We start from the raw sequence: 17,299 nt of genomic DNA, 5'->3' as shown, positions 1-17,299 counted from the left end.
GGACGATCCAGCACTGGAGGTGCGCATGCGACGTTCCGTTGCGCGGAATGTGTCGTTGTCGGCTGTTCTCGCCGCTGTCGTGACGGTGGGGGCGGCCGCCCCGTCCTCGTCCGCACCACCATCGGCAGCACCGCCCAAGTACCCCGTCGCGGTGGGCTACGGAGGGGCGGTCGCCAGTGTCGACGCGGACGCGTCGGCCGCCGGTATCGAGGTGCTACGCAACGGCGGCAACGCGGTGGACGCCGCGGTGGCGACCGCGGCCGCGCTCGGTGTGACCGAGCCCTACTCGGCAGGTCTCGGCGGAGGCGGCTACTTCGTCTACTACGACGCCAAGAGACACACCGTGGAGACGATCGACGGCCGGGAGACCGCGCCGCGCAGCGCGGACTCCTCGCTGTTCCTGGAGAACGGCAAACCGCTCGCCTTCGACCAGGCCGTCACCAGCGGACTGGCCGTCGGCACCCCGGGCACCCCGGCCACCTGGGACACCGCGCTCGACACCTGGGGCAGCAAGTCGCTGCGGCAGGTGCTGAAACCCGCCGAGCGGCTCGCCAGGGACGGCTTCGTCGTCGACAGCACGTTCCGCTCGCAGACCGAGGGCAACCAGGCCAGGTTCGCCGACTTCCCGGCGACCAGGAAGCTCTTCCTGCCCGGCGGCCAACTGCCGGTGGTCGGCTCCGTCTTCAAGAACCCCGATCTGGCGCGCACCTACGAACAGGTGGGTCGCAAGGGCGTCGACGAGCTGTACCGGGGCGAGCTGGCCGACGACGTCGTACGGACCGTCCGCAACCCGCCTGTCGACCCGAAGTCCACCCGGGTGGTGCGGCCCGGCGACCTCACCGCGAAGGACCTGCGCTCCTACCGGGCGTTGCGGCAGGCCCCGACGAAGACCGGCTACCGCGGCCTCGACGTGTACGGCATGGCACCTTCCTCGTCCGGCGGCACGAGCGTCGGCGAGGCGCTCAACATCCTTGAGGCCACGGACCTTTCGAAGGCGAGCGAGGCGCGGTATCTGCACCGCTACATCGAGGCGAGCCGGATCGCCTTCGCGGACCGCGGGCGATGGGTGGGCGACCCGGCGTTCGAGGACGTGCCGACGCGGGAGCTGCTCAGCCAGCGGTTCGCCGATACGCGGGAATGCCTGATCAAGGACGACGCGGTGCTGACCAGCCCGCTCGCACCGGGCGACCCGAGGCACCCGGCCGACTGCGAGGCCGGTGGAACGGCCGCCTCGACGACGTACGAGGGGGAGAACACCACCCATCTGACCGCGGCCGACAAGTGGGGCAACGTCGTCGCGTACACCCTGACGATCGAGCAGACCGGCGGCAGCGGCATCACCGTGCCGGGGCGTGGCTTCCTGCTCAACAACGAGCTGACGGACTTCTCGTTCGCGCCCGCCAACCCCGCGGTCCATGACCCGAATCTGCCCGGTCCGGGCAAGCGTCCGCGCTCGTCCATCTCGCCGACGATCGTGCTGAAGCACGGCGAGCCGGTGCTGGCCCTGGGCTCGCCCGGTGGTGCCACGATCATCACGACCGTGCTCCAGTCGCTCATCGGCACGGTCGACCGGGGGCTGCCGCTGGTCGACGCCATCGCGGCACCGCGCGCCAGCCAGCGCAACTCGGCGACGACGGAGCTCGAACCGGGGCTGTGGAACAGTTCGGTCCGGGCTGACCTGGAGTCGCTGGGGCATGTCTTCAAGCTCAACCCGGAGATCGGGGCGGCGACCGGTGTGCAGCGACTGCCGGACGGGCGGTGGCTGGCGGCCGCGGAGAAGGTGCGCCGGGGCGGGGGCTCGGCGATGGTCGTGAAGCCGAGCGGACGCCCGTGATGACGGACAGCCGACGGCTGCCATAAATGACGGAACGTCAATAACATTCCCTACGAGGCTGGTTGCTCGTGATCATTCGCGAGGAACCAGCCCCGTGGTCTTGGCGGAGGCATCCGCCCGGGGCCATGTTGTGCGCGTCGGTAAGGAAAGTTTCCTATCGGAAGGGCACCCCCACTGTGCGTACTCGAACGCTCGCCCTCGCTGCCGCCTCCGGCGCGGCCCTGCTCGCGGCCGTCACCCTGACCCCGGCTGTCCATGCCGGTCCGGTGGGGGTGCGGACCCCAACCCTGCCGCCGCCGCCGCTGACCGGACCGGAGATCGGCGTCGCCGGCGGTGACGGCGGCGCTGTGGCTCCGGATGGAAGGCGTCCGTGCCGCCGCCGATCAGCAGCGGCTCGATCGCCAGTGCCATCCCGTGCCGCAACGGTATGCCGCGGCCCGGTCGTCCCTCGTCGGGGACGCCGGGTCCTCGTACATCGACCGGCCCACGGCTTGGCCCCGAACATCTCCGGGATGCCGAATCCCGTGTTGCGGCAGACCGTGCCGATCGCATGCGCGATGGACCGATCCGATTGCCGACGACCGCCGCCGCGATGCCTGCCTCCAGTGCCTCGAAGGCCGTCCCGATGAGCCGGGTGTCGGCGGGCCGGGCGTGCCCGGCAATGAAGCTGATCGTCGAGTCGCCGGCCCAGCCGCCCGGCGTCGCTTCCAGCGTCGACGCTCACCGGATCGCCGTCGCAGTCGCTGGTCGGTCGGGATGCCGTGCACGATCGCGTCGTTGGCCGACGCGCAGATCGCGGCGGGGAAGGGGCGGGGGCGAAACGCGGCCGGTAGTTCAGGAACGGCGATCCGGCGCCTGCGTCACGCAGGACCCCGCGGGACGCCCCGTCCGGTCGCGCAGGGAGATGCCGACCGCCGCGGCTTCCCGAACGACGGTCAGGGGTTGTGCCACGACCCGGCCGGTCTCGCGCATGGCTTCGATGGATGCGTCTGTCCTGAGCTGCACCATGTCAATTACTATACCGGTCTCAGTGGTATTAGAATGACGGCATGGTACGAACGCCCCTGACCCCGGAAGAGCGCCGTCGCGGCGAACGCCTCGGAGTGCTGCTGCGTGAGGCGCGCGGCAGGCGCAGCATGGTCGAGATCGCGGCAAGCGCCGGAATCTCCGCCGAGACGCTGCGCAAGATCGAGACGGGCCGCGCACCCACGCCTGCCTTCTTCACGGTCGCGGCGCTGGCCGGGGCGCTCGGACTCTCGATGGACGAGATCCTCGCCCGCTGCGCCCCGGAGCCGGACGCGGTGCCGCTGGCGGGGTAGGCCCCGACGGCGTTTCCGACGATCGGCGGGCGCGTACCGCGTGCAGTGCTTCAACCGCATCGTGGTCGAAAAGCGTGCGCAGCCGTGTCGTAGTACGGCTGATGCCAAATGCCTGCGGACTGGAAGGCTCCGGTCGATGTCGGCGAGGGCAAAGATGACAGGGCGTCAAGATGCTTGGGAAGTACGGGAGTTCACGCAGTGCTTGCGGGGTGTCGTGGCGCTGCTGGACCCGGGAGCGGCTGATACGGACTCTTCTGCCGACGTGATCCTGCCGGGATGCGTGCCTGTCCCGACGGCGCCGAGATTCCGCCCTGGGACGTGATGGAGTCGCTCTTCCACAATCTGGCGGCCATGCGCGGCACGGCGTTCGCGCAGCGGGAGTCGGTACGGGCCGCCGAGCTGTACGCCACCTCGGTGGCCGCGAACGCCGCGGGTCGTCCAGTTCCCGCAGAGCACGACCGACCAGCTCGAACGCGTCCTTCCAGTCGATCGGGACGTAGTGGTCCGACTCGGGGTCGTACACCATCGGTTCGGTCAGCCGGCCCTGGTTCTCCAGCTCGTGGTCGCTCCACCCGGCCAGCTCGGACACCGGGTGGGCGGCGAAGAACTCGCGTCCGACCCGCTTGCGGGTCATCTCCCAGGTGACGTGCTTGATGCCGTTCTCGCAGATGTCCAGATGCAGCCCCTTGGTGTCGTCGGGCCAGGCACATCCCGGGCAGTCGAAGCCGGTGTTCTCATGGTTCATCCGCATGATCGCCCGCGGCCGTCCACCAGCGCGCCCTCGCGCACCAGGAGGCGGCTCACGCTCTTCGCCGCGCCCCAGCCCGCCGCCGGGTGGTGGTAGGGGTGAAACTCGGGATTCCCCTCCGGGGCGGGCCCTACTTCGGGCTCCCGGCGTTCCTGGCCGTCACCGTCGGCGCTCAAGTTCCTCAACCCTTCAATCATCTGGGCACAGGTTACGAAACGTTACTTTTCGGGCATGCTATGTCCGGTGCTCCGGGCATGCCACTTGGCTCCCGCGGGCCCCGGACTCGCGTTGTACTTCCACGGGACGGCGACGCAACCGGCAGCGGACGGGTCGTGACCGCGAGGGAAGCCCGGGACCTGCCGTCCACCGGGCACCCGGGACTTTCACCCACCGGGCACCCGGGACCTTTCATCTCATCCACCGAGCAATCGAGGCGGTCGCTCTTGAGGCCCATGCGTCACCGGCTGCCGCTGTCCGCCGTTCCCCGGCTCGCCGGTTCGGCGGTCGTCGGGGCGGTGATCGGTGTGGTCGCCGGCGTGCTGACCAACATCCCCCTGGGCCTGCTCACCGGTATCGCCGCGGTGGAGACGGTGTTCGTCGTGGCGGGCTGGCTCGTCCTGTGGCCCATGGACGCCGCCGCCACCCATCGCAACGCACGGCGCGAGCAGTTCCGCCCCGCCGTCGAGGAACTCGTCGTCGTCGCCTCCGCCCTGTGCGGGCTGGTCGGCGTCGTGCTGCTGCTCCTGGTCGGCCGGTCGGACCTGAGTCACGTCGCGGCCGCGACGGCGCTCTGCGGCGTGTTCATGTCCTGGGCGGCACTCCATCTGATGTACGCCACCCACTACGCGTACCTCTACTACCAGGCGCCGAGGGGCGGGATCGACTTCAACACCGACGCCCCGCCGCGCTACAGCGACTTCCTCTACTTCAGTTACAACCTCGGCATGACCTATCAGGTCTCCGACACCGGCGTTTCGAGCTCCACGTTCCGCGCGGTCGTCCTGAGACACTGCCTGCTTGCGTACGTCTTCGGCGCCGGCATCCTGGCCACCACCATCAACCTCGTCGCCGGAATCGTCACGGGCTGACGCGGAGCAGGCGGCATTTGTAAGCCGCCCGTCGATCCCCGTCGTGCGGGCGGCACGGTGGGTCTCGCGGGATGATACGGGCATCCGTGCGATATCGGCGAAGACGTGACAGAGCCCTGTCAGGGACCGTCCGGCGGATCAGGGAGTGTGCGCTCGACGCGCTCGACATGATTGAGTCGCCTCACCGGGTCCTTCTCCGGTGGTGGCGGATAGAACCGCCGGGCCCAGCGCCGGAACGGGCCGATCGGGCCGTCGCCGGGAGCGAGCCGAGGTGGTTGCTGGTACTGCTTGTGATGCCAGATCGGGAAGTCCGCGGCGGTGAACTCGCAACTGGACCGGAATACGGCGCGGTCCAGCAGTCTGGCCGCGGTCCGGCTCACCGCGCGTGCGAGCGGGGCGGGCAGCCGGGCCGGCTCGGTGAAGGCGATGCGATTGCGCTGCCGGAACTGCATCCGGTTGGGCGCGATCGCCGTCGGCATCACCATCGTGCACATCCGCAGCCCCAGCCGGGGTGTGTGCACGTCGGCGTGCAGACAGCCGAGTCCGTAACCGTCCACCTCCACGTCGACGACGAAGCTGCCCAGGAGCGGCGCCGACTCGTGGGCCCGCATGGAGACGTGGAACGAGGCGTCGTCGTAGACCACCGGCCCGCCGATCTCGGCCCTGGACCAGCCGTGCAGGGTGGCGAAATGCCCGAGGTCCACCGAGTTCTCGATGACTTCCTGGACGTTGCCGGCCAACTCCCAGGCGGCGCTGCGGGCGGGCCGGTGACCGATCTCGTGCCAGGCGGGGATGTGCCAGTCGGGAGCCCGGCCGTCGTGGTGCCGCCAGACGAACACGGCGCCGTTGACCTCGTGCACCGGAAGCTGTGACAACGGCGACCTCGGCGGCGTCGTGTCGTATCCGGTACGCACACACGTGCCGTCCGGGCCGAACGCGAAGAAGTGGAACGGGCATACGAGATCGTCCCCGTCGACCCTCGCCAGGCCGAGATGGGCGCCCAGGTGCGGGCAGTACGGACGGATGGCGCGGACCGCCCCCGTGCCGAGCCGGTACAGCACCACGTCCTCGCCCGCCAGCGGGCGGGTGAGCACGGTGCCCGGCCGCAGCTCCTCGGAGAACGCCAGCGCGGACCAGCCGCTCGGACAGGGCAGGGCGGGCGCGCCCGCAGCGTCGGCCGGTGTCGGTCCCTCGCTGATGGCGCGCCCGTACTCGCGTGACAGTCCCACCACGTCCCCTTCCGGAATCGGTCACCTGGAGACTGCCCAGACCGTTCCGGGATCCTCCCCGCATGCCGCACACCACCCGAACGGGAGGAAGCGTGACGGGAGTTGACGGGGGTTACCGCGCCTGCTTCTCGTACCCCACGAGCCTGACGCAGACGGCGAGCCCCGCGATCGCCTGCTCCAGCTCCGCGAGCCCCGGGTAGCTGGGCGCGATCCGGATGACCGCGTCGCGCGGGTCGTCGCCGTACGGGTGCGTGGCGCCGGCCGGGGTCAGCACGATGCCCGCCTCGGCGGCCCGGCGTACGATCTCCTTGGCACAGCCGTCCGGCACCTCCAGGGTGACGAAGTACCCGCCCTTGGGCGAGGTCCAGGCCGCGAGCCCGGTGCCGCCCAGCTCGGCGTCCAGGATCCGGGCCACCACCTCGAACTTGGGCTGCAGCAGGGCACGCTGGCGCTCCATGTGACCCCGCACCCCGTCGGCGTCCCGCAGGAACAGGACGTGCCGCAGCTGGTTCACCTTGTCCGGGCCGATCGAGCGCTTGGCGTTGTTGCCGAGCAGCCACGTGAGGTTCGCGGGTGACGAACCGAAGAACGCGACGCCCGCGCCCGCCGCGGTGATCTTCGAGGTGGAGCCGAACACGAACGCCCGGTCCGGGTTCCCGGCCTCGGCACAGGCGCCGAGCAGATCGGCGATCTCGACCGGCTCGTCGGTGAGGTGATGGGCGGCGTAGGCGTTGTCCCAGAAGATCCGGAAGTCGGGAGCGGCGGTGCTCATGGAGGCGAGCCGGGACACGGTCGCGTCGCTGTAGCAGACACCGTCCGGGTTGCTGTACTTCGGCACGCACCAGATGCCCTTGACCGCCGGGTCCTCGGCGACGAGCCGTTCCACGGTGTCCATGTCCGGACCCTTGGCGGTCATCGGCACCGGGATCATGTCGATCCCGAACCGCTCGCAGAGCGCGAAGTGCCGGTCGTAGCCGGGCACCGGGCACAGGAACGCGATCCGTCCCTGGTCCACCCAGCGCGACTCGGCACCCGGCAGCACGCTCAGCAGGGCGTGCACCAGGCTGTCGTGCATCAGCTCAAGGCTGGAGTTCCCGGCCGCGAGCAGCTGACCGGCCGGCACCTGGAGCACACCGGCGAAGATCTCCCGGAGCTCGGGCAGCCCCTGCAGCCCGCCGTAGTTGCGTACGTCCGTGCCGTCGGCGGAGGTGTGCCGCCCGCCGGGCAGGCTCAGCAGGTCCTCGGAGAGGTCGAGCTGCTCCGGGGCGGGCTTGCCCCGGGTGAGGTCGAGCGAGAGCCCGAGTCCCGCCAGGTCCTGGTAGTCCTGACGAGCCCGGTCGAGGAGCCCGGACAGGGCGTCGGGGCTCAGCTCGGTGGTCATGGTGTTTCCTCTCGCAGGTGCCGCACGGACGGGGGCGCCTGCCGAGAATACAAACCGGCGCGGACGAGCGATGGCCCGGGAGCCAGGAGTGCGGACCGGGAGCCGGGGCCGGGGGTCGTGGCCCGGGGGGTCGGGGCCGTGCGGGCGCCCCGTTGCCGGTGCCGCGTGCTTTGACCCCCGGCATGACAGATCGCGCGCCCGTCCCCGATTCCCCGGTACCGGCCGCCCGGGCCCGGATGGATGCTCCCTGGCCGCCTACCTCGAAGAGATCGCGGACGTGCTGGAGGGCGGCGGCGTGGTCGGCGGGTACTGGGCGTCCTTCCTGACGGCCGACGGCGAGCTGTGGTGGGAGTCCGAGGGCAGCCGCGAACTGAACGGCGAACCGCTGATCCCGCCCCCACCATGCCCACCGCCTGACTGCCCGACCGAGCGGGCGGTCGAACGTGTCGACCGCACGGGTGTGAAACATGATCGACTCCGCCGGTTCACGGCGATGGTCTTGCCCCGCTGTGTGACGGGGCTTACGTTCTCCTCTACGCACGTGTCTACGGGCGTAGAAACGCGTAGAGGCTCTCTGACGCCGCGTCGAAGGAGCAGCTCATGTCCCAAGTCGTACGCGCCGCACTCGTCCAGGCGACCTGGACCGGCGACACCGAATCCATGATCGCCAAGCATGAGGAGCATGCGCGCGAGGCCGCCCGCCTGGGCGCGAAGATCATCGGCTTCCAGGAGGTGTTCAACGCCCCCTACTTCTGCCAGGTGCAGGAACCCGAGCACTACCGCTGGGCCGAGGCCGTCCCGGACGGGCCGACCGTCCGCCGGATGCAGGAACTCGCCCGCGAGACCGGCATGGTGATCGTCGTGCCGGTCTTCGAGGTCGAGCAGTCCGGCTTCTACTACAACACCGCCGCCGTGATCGATGCCGACGGCTCCTATCTCGGCAAGTACCGCAAGCATCACATCCCGCAGGTCAAGGGGTTCTGGGAGAAGTACTACTTCAAGCCGGGAAACGTCGGCTGGCCCGTCTTCGACACCGCCGTCGGCAAGGTCGGCGTCTACATCTGCTACGACCGGCACTTCCCCGAAGGGTGGCGTCAACTCGGCCTCAACGGGGCTCAGTTGGTCTACAACCCATCCGCCACTTCGCGCGGTCTCTCCAGCTATCTCTGGCAGCTGGAACAGCCCGCGTCCGCCGTCGCCAACGAGTACTTCGTCGCCGCGATCAACCGCGTCGGCCAGGAGGAGTACGGCGACAACGACTTCTACGGAACCAGCTACTTCGTCGACCCGCGTGGCCAGTTCGTCGGTGAGGTCGCCAGCGACAAGGAGGAGGAACTCGTCGTGCGCGACCTCGACTTCGGTCTCATCGACGAGGTCCGTCAGCAGTGGGCGTTCTACCGGGACCGCCGCCCCGACGCGTACGAAGGACTGGTGGAGCCGTGAGCAGCCTGCACCATCGCCATCTCGCCGTCAGCCCCGACTGGCTGGCGCTCTATTACAAGCGTCCCCTGGAGATCACCCACGGCGAGGGCCGCCACGTCTGGGACGCCGACGGCAGGCGCTATCTCGACTTCTTCGGCGGCATCCTCACCACCATGACCGCCCACGCCCTGCCCGAGGTGACCAAGGCGGTCAGCGAGCAGGCCGGCCGGATCATCCACTCGTCCACGCTCTACCTCAACCGCCCGATGGTCGAGCTGGCCGAACGCATCGCCACGCTCTCCGGCATCCCGGACGCCAGGGTCTTCTTCACCACCTCCGGTACCGAGGCCAACGACACGGCGCTGCTGCTCGCCACCACGTACCGCAGGTCGAACCAGATCCTCGCGATGCGCAACAGCTACCACGGCAGGTCGTTCTCCGCTGTCGCCATCACCGGCAACAACGCCTGGTCGCCGACCAACCTGTCGCCCCTGCAGACGCTGTACGTGCACGGCGGCGTCCGTACCCGGGGGCCGTACGCGCATCTCGGCGACGCGGAGTTCATCGAGGCGTGCGTCGCGGACCTGGAGGACCTGCTCGGGCACACCCGGGCACCGGCCGCCCTGATCGCCGAACCCATCCAGGGCGTCGGGGGATTCACCTCACCGCCCGACGGTCTCTACGCGGCGTTCCGCCGGGTCCTGGACCGGCACGGCGTGCTGTGGATCTCCGACGAGGTGCAGACCGGCTGGGGCCGGTCCGGCGAACACTTCTGGGGCTGGCAGGCGCACGACGAGAACGGTCCGCCGGACATTCTGACCTTCGCCAAGGGCATCGGCAACGGCATGTCGATCGGCGGTGTCGTGGCCCGCGCCGACGTCATGAACTGCCTGGACGCCAACTCCATTTCGACGTTCGGCGGTTCCCCGGTCACGATGGCGGCCGGTCTGGCCAACCTCTCCTACCTCCTCGAACACGACCTGCAGGGCAACGCCCGGCGCGTCGGTGGTCTGCTGATCGAGCGGCTGCGTGCGATCGGCGCGGGTTCGGAGTGCGTACGGGAGGTGCGCGGCCGGGGTCTGATGATCGGCATCGAGCTGGTGAAGCCGGGCACCGACGAGGCGAACCCGGAGGCGGCCGCGGCCGTACTCGAAGCGGCCCGCGAGGGCGGTCTGCTCATCGGCAAGGGCGGCGGCCACAACACCAGCGTGCTGCGGATCGCGCCACCGCTCTCGCTGACCATCCCGGAGGCGGAGGAGGGGGCGGAGATCCTGGCCGCGGCTCTGCGGTCGGTGGACTGAGCGGCGGACGGGCCCCGGAGGTGGCTCCGGGGTCCGTCCGCTCGGCCAGGCCCTTGGCCATCAGCTGCTTGAGGTGCGGTACGTCGGCGCGCGAGAAGGTGGCGTCGTCGATGCCGATGACCAGCGTCTTCGCCTGCTTGGTACCGGACGGCAGGCCGACGTGCGGGGCGGCGGCCGGAGCCTCGGACCCTGGGCGTGGGCGGCGGTGGTGGCGAGCGGCAGTGCGGCGGCGGCGACGGTGGCGGCGGCCGGCACCGTACGCGCGGACCGCGACGGGGACCCGTGATCCTCCGGGATCGGTCGGGGACGACCCGCGCGGGCAGATGCCCGTGGAACGTGCGCTGTGGGCCGGTGGAGTGCCGGGCGGGGGAAACAGAAACGTCTTCAGCGGTTAGCGGCAGCGGTATTGCCACAGTGGGTAACCCACTTCTACGTTCTTCACCACGCACCTTGTCTACGTGCGTAGACCCATTCCGCCACAGTGAGGAGGGGTACATGAGCCGCACCGTCATCCACGGTGGTCTCGTCATCACCGCGTCCGACGAAATCCATGCCGACGTACTCATCGAGGGCGGCCGCATCGTGGCCCTCGCGGCACACGACAGCGACGCGGCCGAGAGCTGGAGCGCCGACCGGAGGATCGACGCCACCGGCAAATACGTCATCCCGGGTGGTGTGGACGCGCACACGCACATGGAGATGCCGTTCGGCGGCACCTATGCCGCCGACACCTTCGAGACCGGCACCCGGGCGGCCGCCTGGGGCGGTACCACCACCATCGTCGACTTCGCCATCCAGTCCGTGGGCCATGCGGTCCGCGAAGGTCTCGACGCCTGGTACGCGAAGGCCGACGGTAAATGCGCCGTCGACTACGCCTTCCACATGATTCTCTCCGATGTGAACGAGTCCTCGCTCAAGGAGATGGACCTGCTGGTGTCGGAGGGTGTCACCTCCTTCAAGTTGTTCATGGCCTATCCCGGCGTCTTCTACAGCGACGACGGACAGATCCTGCGCGCCATGCAACGGGCCTCCCACAACGGCGGCCTGATCATGATGCACGCGGAGAACGGCATCGCCATCGACGTACTCGTCGAACAGGCCCTCGCCGAGGGCCGCACCGACCCGCGCTACCACGGCGACGTGCGCAAGGTGGCACTGGAGGCCGAGGCCACCCATCGGGCCGTCCAGCTCGCCCGCGTCGCCGGATCCCCGCTCTACGTCGTGCATGTCTCCGCGGACGAGGCCGTCGCCGAGGTCGCCGCCGCCCGCCACAAGGGACTTCCGGTCTTCGGCGAGACCTGCCCGCAGTACCTCTTCCTCTCCACCGACAATCTCGCCGAGCCGGACTTCGAGGGCGCGAAGTACGTCTGCTCCACCCCGCTGCGGCCCAAGGAACACCAGGAAGCGCTCTGGCGGGGGCTCAGGAACAACGAACTCCAGGTCGTCTCCACCGACCACTGCCCCTTCTGCTTCTCGGGCCAGAAGGAGATGGGCCGCGGCGACTTCTCCAAGATCCCCAATGGCATGCCCGGCGTGGAGAACCGGATGGACCTCCTCCATCAGGCGGTCGTGGACGGTCACATCTCGCGCCGCCGCTGGATCGAGATCGCCTGCGCCTCCCCGGCCCGGATGTTCGGCCTCTACCCGAAGAAAGGCACCATCGCCCCGGGCGCGGACGCCGACATCGTCATCTACGACCCGGCGGCCGAACAGACCATCTCCGCCGAAACCCATCACATGAACGTCGACTACTCGGCGTACGAGGGGAAGCGGATCACCGGCCAGGTCGAAACGGTTCTCTCGCGCGGCGAAGTCGTCATCGACGCAAGGAAGTTCACCGGCCGGGCCGGACACGGCAGTTACACCCCGCGCGCCACCTGTCAGTACCTGGACTAGGAGCACCCGTCATGGACTTCGGACTCGTCCTCCAGACCGATCCGCCCGCCTCGGCCGTCGTCGGCCTGATGCGCCGCGCCGAACGCAACGGCTTCCGCTACGGCTGGACCTTCGACTCGGCGGTGCTCTGGCAGGAACCGTTCGTCATCTACAGCCAGATCCTCGAACACACCGAACACCTCGTCGTCGGTCCCATGGTCACCAACCCGGGCACCCGCACCTGGGAGGTGACCGCCTCCACCTTCGCCACCCTCAACGACATGTTCGGCAACCGCACCGTCTGCGGCATCGGACGGGGCGACTCGGCGATGCGTGTCGCCGGACGCAAGCCCAACACCCTGGCCCGCCTCGGCGAGGCCATCGACGTCATCCGCGACCTCGCCGAGGGACGGGAGGCGACCGTGGACGGGCAGCCGGTCCAGATCCCCTGGGTGAAGGACGGCAGACTGCCGGTCTGGATGGCCGCGTACGGGCCGAAGGCGCTCGCCCTCGCCGGGCAGAAGGCCGACGGCTTCATCCTCCAGCTCGCCGACCCGTTCCTCACCGAGTGGATGATCAAGGCGGTACGGGACGCGGCGGCGGAGGCGGGCCGTGACCCGGACTCCGTGACCATCTGCGTCGCCGCCCCCGCCTATGTGGGCGACGACCTCGACCACGCCCGCGAACAGTGCCGCTGGTTCGGCGGCATGGTCGGCAACCACGTCGCGGACCTCGTCTCCCGGTACGGTGCGCACTCCGGGCTCGTCCCCGAGGCCCTGACCGAGTACATCGCCGGGCGGTCCGGCTACGACTACAGCCACCACGGCCGGACCGGAAACCCCGACACGACCTTCGTGCCGGACGAGATCGTCGACCGGTTCTGCCTGCTGGGCCCCGCCGAGGCGCACATCGAGAAGCTGCGTGCCCTGCGCGATCTGGGCGTCGACCAGTTCGCCGTATACAACATGCACGACGCGCGCGAGACGACGATCGACGCCTACGGCGCGCAGATCATCCCCGCCCTGTCCGACTGACCCGCCCCGATCCCGTCCCGCGCCCCCACGGTTGTCCGCGCCCTCGTCCCCGAACGCCATCTCACCGAACCCCATCTCCCCGCACCTCATCCCCCGCGCCCCGCCCCGCACGGCACCGTTCCCGAGCGAAGGGTCCAGCCGCCATGACATCGACCGTCCCACCGATCCCACCGCAGCCCCCGATACCCGACCGCTCGGGCCGTATCGAACTCGCCCCCGGTGCCGTTCCCACCGACAACCGGTTCGTCAATGAGGACCTGTTGCCCGTTCCGCTGGAACGGCGCCGCTGGACGACGTACAACTTCGCCGCGCTCTGGGTGGGCATGGCCCACAACATCCCGTCCTGGCTGCTCGCCTCCGGCCTGGTGGCCCTCGGCATGGACTGGAAACAGGCCGTCTTCACCATCGCGCTGGCCAACCTGATCGTGCTCGGACCGATGCTGCTCACCGGGCACGCCGGACCCAAGTACGGCATCCCCTTCCCGGTGCTGGCCCGCGCCTCCTTCGGGCTGCGCGGCGCCAACCTGCCCGCCCTGATCCGGGCCGCGGTGGCCTGCGCCTGGTTCGGCATCCAGACCTGGATCGGCGGCGTCGGCATCTTCACCCTGCTGGGGAAGATCTTCGGCGGCTGGGCGAAGGCGTCCGAGATCGGCGGCCAGCCGTGGACGCTCTGGCTCTGCTTCATTCTCTTCTGGGCGCTCGAACTCGCCATCATCTACCGGGGGATGGACGCCCTGCGGCGGTTCGAGAACTGGGCGGCACCGTTCGTCATTGTCGGCGCCGTCGTGCTGCTGGTGTGGATCGCAGTCAAGGCGGGCGGCTTCGGCCCGCTGCTCGACCAGCCCTCGAAGCTCGGCTGGGGCAAGGAGTTCTGGCCGGTCTTCTTCCCCTCGCTGATGGGCATGATCGCCTTCTGGGCCACGCTCTCGCTGAACATCCCCGACTTCACCCGCTTCGGGGCCGGCCAACGCGCCCAGATCCGGGGCCAGGCGCTCGGCCTGCCGACCACGATGACGCTCTTCGCCCTGCTCTCGGTCCTGGTCACCTCCGGATCGCAGGCCGTGTACGGGGAAGCCCTCTGGGACCCGGTCCAGCTCGTGGCGAGGACCGACAACGTCTTCGGGCTGCTCTACGCCCTGGTGACGGTGCTGGTCGCGACAGTCTCCGTGAACATCGCGGCCAACGTCGTGTCGCCCGCGTACGACCTGGCGAACCTCGCCCCCAGATTCATCAACTTCCGTACGGGCGCCCTGATCACGGGCGTCGTCGGCGTTCTCATCATGCCGTGGAAGCTCACCGAGACCCCCGAGCTGTACATCTTCACCTGGCTCGGGCTGGTCGGCGGACTGCTCGGAACGGTCGCGGGCATCCTGATCGCCGACTACTGGATCGTCCGCCGCACCGTGCTCGACCTCGCGGACCTCTATCGCCCCGGCGGCCGTTACTGGTACACGAACGGCTGGAACTGGCGGGCCGTCGTAGCGTTCGCCGTCGGCGGCATCCTCGCGATCGGGGGCTCCCACTCCGCCCCCGGGGCGGGCCCGTTCCCGGCCGGCGGTCTGATCCCGTTCCTCAAACCGCTCGCGGACTACGGCTGGGCGGTCGGGCTGGCCTCGTCGCTGGTGCTGTACGTGGTGCTCAGCGGTCGGCCCGGCGTCACACCGGCGCGGGCGAACGGCTCAGCAGGGCACTGATGTCGTACGTCTGGTCCGGCGGCGGGGTGGTCGTGGGCACCGGCTTGTCGAAGGCCGAGAAACCCACGACCGCGTCCGCCCCGGCGCCCTGAACCGTGACCCGCAGGGGGTACGGCTTGCCCGTGGCGGCGACGTACATGGTCAGCGTCTGACCGTCCCGCATCCTGGTGAGCGGCACCACCGGAGCCCCGTGGAGCGTGGTCTTCCGGCCCTTGTTCAGTGTCCCGCGGTCCTTGTTGGCGTTGTCGCTGACCAGCTTCTGGAACGTGTCCAGATCGCAGCCGTTCGCCAGGTCGCGCAGCCGCGGATCGGTTGCCGAACCCTTCATGTACCGCCCGGCGAGGATCGCGGCGAAGGCCGAACCACCGCCCGGAACCTGGTTCTTCCAGAAGTTCGCGTCCGGCTTGACCCAGACGTCGTCGCCGCGCTTCACGATCCGGACCGACCCCTGGCTGTGGCCGAGGTCGACCGATCCGTTGCAGTTCCCGTCCCGGTCCAGGGTGAGTTCCAGAGTCATCGGCGGGCTGTCGTCGCCCAGGTCGCCGCGAGTGCTCAGGTGCAGGGAATGGGCGCTGAGGAGGGCGTCACGGGAACGGTCCGCGATCTGCTGCGCGGAGAGCTTGTCGATGCCGTTGTCCGCCCGTGCCACACCGCCGTCCAGGACGCTGCCGCCGGTGAGTGCCAGCACGACGACCGCCGCCCAGGTGGTCCCGCGTGTGCCCCTGTGTCGACCGGTCACGTCGCCTCCCTCGTAGAACCCGTCGGGCCTGCTGAGGTGCCATCCGATTCGAGCGTACGCCGGGGCCGGTGCGGTCGCGCGACGGATCACACCACCACAGCGCATACACAGTGTGATGTTTTGCCTCGTTTTGGGTTACGGGCGGTGGGGGACGGTTGTCGGCGCACCGAGTTCACCACCAGCGAGGAGGAACAGGAAGCCATGAAGCTGTCGATGGGGAGTGTGTCCAGGGCCGTGCTCCGGGGCGTCGTCGTGGCTGGGGCGGCCGCCGCGCTCGCGGTTCCCGCGACCGTCGCCACCGCCGCGGCACCCGTGGCGACACCGCCCGGTCTGTCCTGCGACACCGGCAAGCACGAGATCGACGACTACACGGGCTACGCGCTGTGCCGCAACGACGGCAGCGCGACGCAGACGTTCTGGGTGCACCTGGTCTGCGGCTGGTCCCCGGACGTGGACGGCGAGCACGTCACACTCGCCCCCGGGCAGTCCGGTCAGTCCACCGCGCACTGCGCCGGCCTCGGCACCGGCATCGGCGAGATCAGCGTCCAGCCGTAGGGCCTGTCCGGCCGGTCCGGGCGGTCCGGACCGGCCGTCATGGCTACGGAACGCTCCGCTCCAGCAGCCGTGGCAGTGCGGTGGCCAGCCGCTCCCGCAGCCGGTCCGGGCCGTCGTCCACCCATGGGTGCGCGGCGTGGAACGCGGACCAGTCCACCAACCAGTCCAGGACCGCCCCGGGCGTGAAGTCCTGGGCGTGCGATCCCAGTACGGTGCGCAGCAGGCGGGGCGAGAGCAGGGTCCGGCGATGCTCCGCGAGCAGCACCGCGTCGTACAGGTCCTTGGCCGCCGACCGGCCCTCCGCCTCCTGGTCCTCGGCGAGCCACAGCAGTTTCCAGGCGAGCGAGAGTCCCGGACCCGCGGTGCGGACCGGCGTCGGGGGCCCGCCGTCACCGCGCGGACAGGCTGTCCACACCGGGGCCTCGGGCAGCCGTTCGTCCTGGGCGAAGTCCATCCGCAGCTCGCCCGGCGGCAGCCCGTCGGCCTGCCAGGGGACGACGACGCGCACGCCGGGCGTCTCGTACTCCCGGTACATCCACACTCCGTCCGACTTCACCCGGAGCGGATCGATGCGGACCCCCTCGGGCGGCGGCGGACCGGCCGTCAGGGCGTCGACGACCTCCTCGGCGGGGGAGGACGGCGGATCCATTTCGTCGGCCCCGATCCAGTGCAGCCCCTCCGGCGGGAGCAGCGGCCGGGCGCCGCCGGTGGCATGGCACTCGCCGTCCGTCAACAGCTCGGGGGCGGCCGCGCCGTGCGCGGCTTCCGGCCACTGCTGGACGGCCTCGACCCCGGCGACGTACGGGTAGGGATCGAGGCGGTCGACGAAGCTGTCCGCCGACGGCTCCGGCACGATCCAGTCCAGATCGCCCGGCTCCCGCGCGGCGGCGCCCACCCAGGCCTGGAGCGGGACGCTGCCGCGCAGGACCAGACCGCTGCCCCAGGGCGATCCGGCGATCACTTGCAGCAGATGGTCCTGGACACAGCGCCGGGCAGCCCGCCAGCGCGGAGCCAGCGACGGGTCGTCGTACGCCGGTTCCCCGGGGACGGGCCGGTCGCTCGCGCTCACTGGGGGACCCC

15 protein-coding genes and 1 pseudogene are annotated in these 17,299 nt (G+C 70.0%); 9 read left to right on the top strand and 7 right to left on the bottom strand.

What is annotated here, in order from left to right:
* Positions 1-25 precede the first annotated feature (25 nt).
* Positions 26-1,834: a gamma-glutamyltransferase gene (gene ggt / locus ABZY11_RS34360; RefSeq protein WP_356482922.1), complete on the top strand. Its 1,809-nt coding sequence runs from the start codon at positions 26-28 to the stop codon at positions 1,832-1,834.
* A gap of 234 nt (positions 1,835-2,068) precedes the next feature.
* On the opposite strand, the gene ABZY11_RS34355 is transcribed toward ggt, so the two are convergent.
* Entirely contained in the window at positions 2,069-2,545 is a 477-nt protein-coding gene (locus tag ABZY11_RS34355) for a M24 family metallopeptidase (RefSeq protein WP_356482921.1), read from the bottom strand.
* Positions 2,546-2,668: 123 nt separating this feature from the next.
* A complete protein-coding gene (locus ABZY11_RS34350) occupies positions 2,669-2,842 on the bottom strand; it encodes a hypothetical protein (protein ID WP_356482918.1) in 174 nt (57 codons plus the stop codon).
* Between the two features lie 41 nt (positions 2,843-2,883).
* On the opposite strand from ABZY11_RS34350, the gene ABZY11_RS34345 reads away from it, so the two are divergent.
* Positions 2,884-3,153 carry a helix-turn-helix transcriptional regulator gene (locus tag ABZY11_RS34345; protein WP_356482917.1) on the top strand — a complete coding sequence of 90 codons (270 nt, stop codon included), beginning with the start codon at positions 2,884-2,886 and terminating at the stop codon, positions 3,151-3,153.
* A 421-nt stretch (positions 3,154-3,574) separates the two neighbouring features.
* Here the strand turns inward: ABZY11_RS34345 and ABZY11_RS34340 are convergent.
* Positions 3,575-4,098, bottom strand: a pseudogene (locus ABZY11_RS34340) (formate dehydrogenase); the annotation flags it as partial.
* Positions 4,099-4,353: 255 nt separating this feature from the next.
* Here ABZY11_RS34340 and ABZY11_RS34335 point away from each other — a divergent pair.
* Positions 4,354-4,989 (top strand): DUF1345 domain-containing protein, encoded by a 636-nt coding sequence (locus ABZY11_RS34335; RefSeq protein ID WP_356482920.1) that lies wholly within the window; start codon positions 4,354-4,356, stop codon positions 4,987-4,989.
* A gap of 119 nt (positions 4,990-5,108) precedes the next feature.
* Here ABZY11_RS34335 and ABZY11_RS34330 read toward each other — a convergent pair whose 3' ends face one another.
* Both ABZY11_RS34330 and ABZY11_RS34325 read right to left on the bottom strand, forming a co-directional pair.
* Positions 5,109-6,218: a Rieske 2Fe-2S domain-containing protein gene (locus ABZY11_RS34330; protein ID WP_356482916.1), complete on the bottom strand. Its 1,110-nt coding sequence runs from the start codon at positions 6,216-6,218 to the stop codon at positions 5,109-5,111.
* A 112-nt stretch (positions 6,219-6,330) separates the two neighbouring features.
* Positions 6,331-7,599, bottom strand: coding sequence for an aminotransferase class I/II-fold pyridoxal phosphate-dependent enzyme (locus tag ABZY11_RS34325; RefSeq protein WP_356482915.1), 1,269 nt, complete (start codon positions 7,597-7,599; stop codon positions 6,331-6,333).
* 600 nt (positions 7,600-8,199) lie between these two features.
* Here ABZY11_RS34325 and ABZY11_RS34320 point away from each other — a divergent pair.
* The 5 genes from ABZY11_RS34320 (at position 8,200) to ABZY11_RS34300 (ending at position 14,925) form a co-directional block, all read left to right on the top strand.
* Positions 8,200-9,042 carry a nitrilase-related carbon-nitrogen hydrolase gene (locus ABZY11_RS34320; RefSeq protein ID WP_356482914.1) on the top strand — a complete coding sequence of 281 codons (843 nt, stop codon included), beginning with the start codon at positions 8,200-8,202 and terminating at the stop codon, positions 9,040-9,042.
* Entirely contained in the window at positions 9,039-10,322 is a 1,284-nt protein-coding gene (locus tag ABZY11_RS34315) for an aspartate aminotransferase family protein (RefSeq protein ID WP_356482913.1), read from the top strand. Before ABZY11_RS34320 ends, ABZY11_RS34315 begins: the two co-directional genes overlap by 4 nt.
* Positions 10,323-10,817: 495 nt before the next feature.
* Positions 10,818-12,218, top strand: a complete 1,401-nt coding sequence (gene hydA / locus ABZY11_RS34310) for a dihydropyrimidinase (protein WP_356482912.1) — start codon at positions 10,818-10,820, stop codon at positions 12,216-12,218.
* An 11-nt stretch (positions 12,219-12,229) separates the two neighbouring features.
* Positions 12,230-13,231 (top strand): TIGR03842 family LLM class F420-dependent oxidoreductase, encoded by a 1,002-nt coding sequence (locus ABZY11_RS34305; RefSeq protein WP_356482911.1) that lies wholly within the window; start codon positions 12,230-12,232, stop codon positions 13,229-13,231.
* Positions 13,232-13,374: 143 nt separating this feature from the next.
* Positions 13,375-14,925, top strand: coding sequence for an NCS1 family nucleobase:cation symporter-1 (locus tag ABZY11_RS34300; RefSeq protein ID WP_356482910.1), 1,551 nt, complete (start codon positions 13,375-13,377; stop codon positions 14,923-14,925).
* On the opposite strand, the gene ABZY11_RS34295 is transcribed toward ABZY11_RS34300, so the two are convergent.
* Positions 14,888-15,664 (bottom strand): hypothetical protein, encoded by a 777-nt coding sequence (locus ABZY11_RS34295; protein WP_356482909.1) that lies wholly within the window; start codon positions 15,662-15,664, stop codon positions 14,888-14,890. The genes ABZY11_RS34300 and ABZY11_RS34295 overlap by 38 nt on opposite strands.
* 201 nt (positions 15,665-15,865) lie before the next feature.
* Here ABZY11_RS34295 and ABZY11_RS34290 point away from each other — a divergent pair, with 201 nt between their 5' ends.
* The gene (locus ABZY11_RS34290) at positions 15,866-16,219 is read left to right on the top strand and encodes a hypothetical protein (protein ID WP_356482919.1); all 354 of its coding nucleotides are present in this window, start codon (positions 15,866-15,868) and stop codon (positions 16,217-16,219) included.
* 43 nt (positions 16,220-16,262) lie between these two features.
* Here ABZY11_RS34290 and ABZY11_RS34285 read toward each other — a convergent pair.
* A partial coding sequence (locus tag ABZY11_RS34285; RefSeq protein WP_356482908.1) for a nucleotidyl transferase AbiEii/AbiGii toxin family protein occupies positions 16,263-17,299 on the bottom strand: 1,037 nt, incomplete at its 5' end.

The organism is Streptomyces sp. NPDC006510, assembly GCF_040611955.1.
GTDB lineage: Bacteria > Actinomycetota > Actinomycetes > Streptomycetales > Streptomycetaceae > Streptomyces.
The sequence above is the reverse complement of the archived record's forward strand: the minus strand, read 5'-3'. Positions and strand labels throughout refer to the sequence as shown.

What these genes read in the sequence shown, in the direction of transcription:
- ggt (WP_356482922.1), top strand. Translation starts at nt 26, where the DNA reads ATGCGACGTTCCGTTGCGCGGAATGTGTCGTTGTCGGCTGTTCTCGCC.
- ABZY11_RS34350 (WP_356482918.1), bottom strand. Translation starts at nt 2,842, where the DNA reads ATGGTGCAGCTCAGGACAGACGCATCCATCGAAGCCATGCGCGAGACC.
- ABZY11_RS34345 (WP_356482917.1), top strand. Translation starts at nt 2,884, where the DNA reads ATGGTACGAACGCCCCTGACCCCGGAAGAGCGCCGTCGCGGCGAACGC.
- ABZY11_RS34335 (WP_356482920.1), top strand. Translation starts at nt 4,354, where the DNA reads ATGCGTCACCGGCTGCCGCTGTCCGCCGTTCCCCGGCTCGCCGGTTCG.
- ABZY11_RS34325 (WP_356482915.1), bottom strand. Translation starts at nt 7,599, where the DNA reads ATGACCACCGAGCTGAGCCCCGACGCCCTGTCCGGGCTCCTCGACCGG.
- ABZY11_RS34320 (WP_356482914.1), top strand. Translation starts at nt 8,200, where the DNA reads ATGTCCCAAGTCGTACGCGCCGCACTCGTCCAGGCGACCTGGACCGGC.
- hydA (WP_356482912.1), top strand. Translation starts at nt 10,818, where the DNA reads ATGAGCCGCACCGTCATCCACGGTGGTCTCGTCATCACCGCGTCCGAC.
- ABZY11_RS34305 (WP_356482911.1), top strand. Translation starts at nt 12,230, where the DNA reads ATGGACTTCGGACTCGTCCTCCAGACCGATCCGCCCGCCTCGGCCGTC.
- ABZY11_RS34300 (WP_356482910.1), top strand. Translation starts at nt 13,375, where the DNA reads ATGACATCGACCGTCCCACCGATCCCACCGCAGCCCCCGATACCCGAC.
- ABZY11_RS34290 (WP_356482919.1), top strand. Translation starts at nt 15,866, where the DNA reads ATGAAGCTGTCGATGGGGAGTGTGTCCAGGGCCGTGCTCCGGGGCGTC.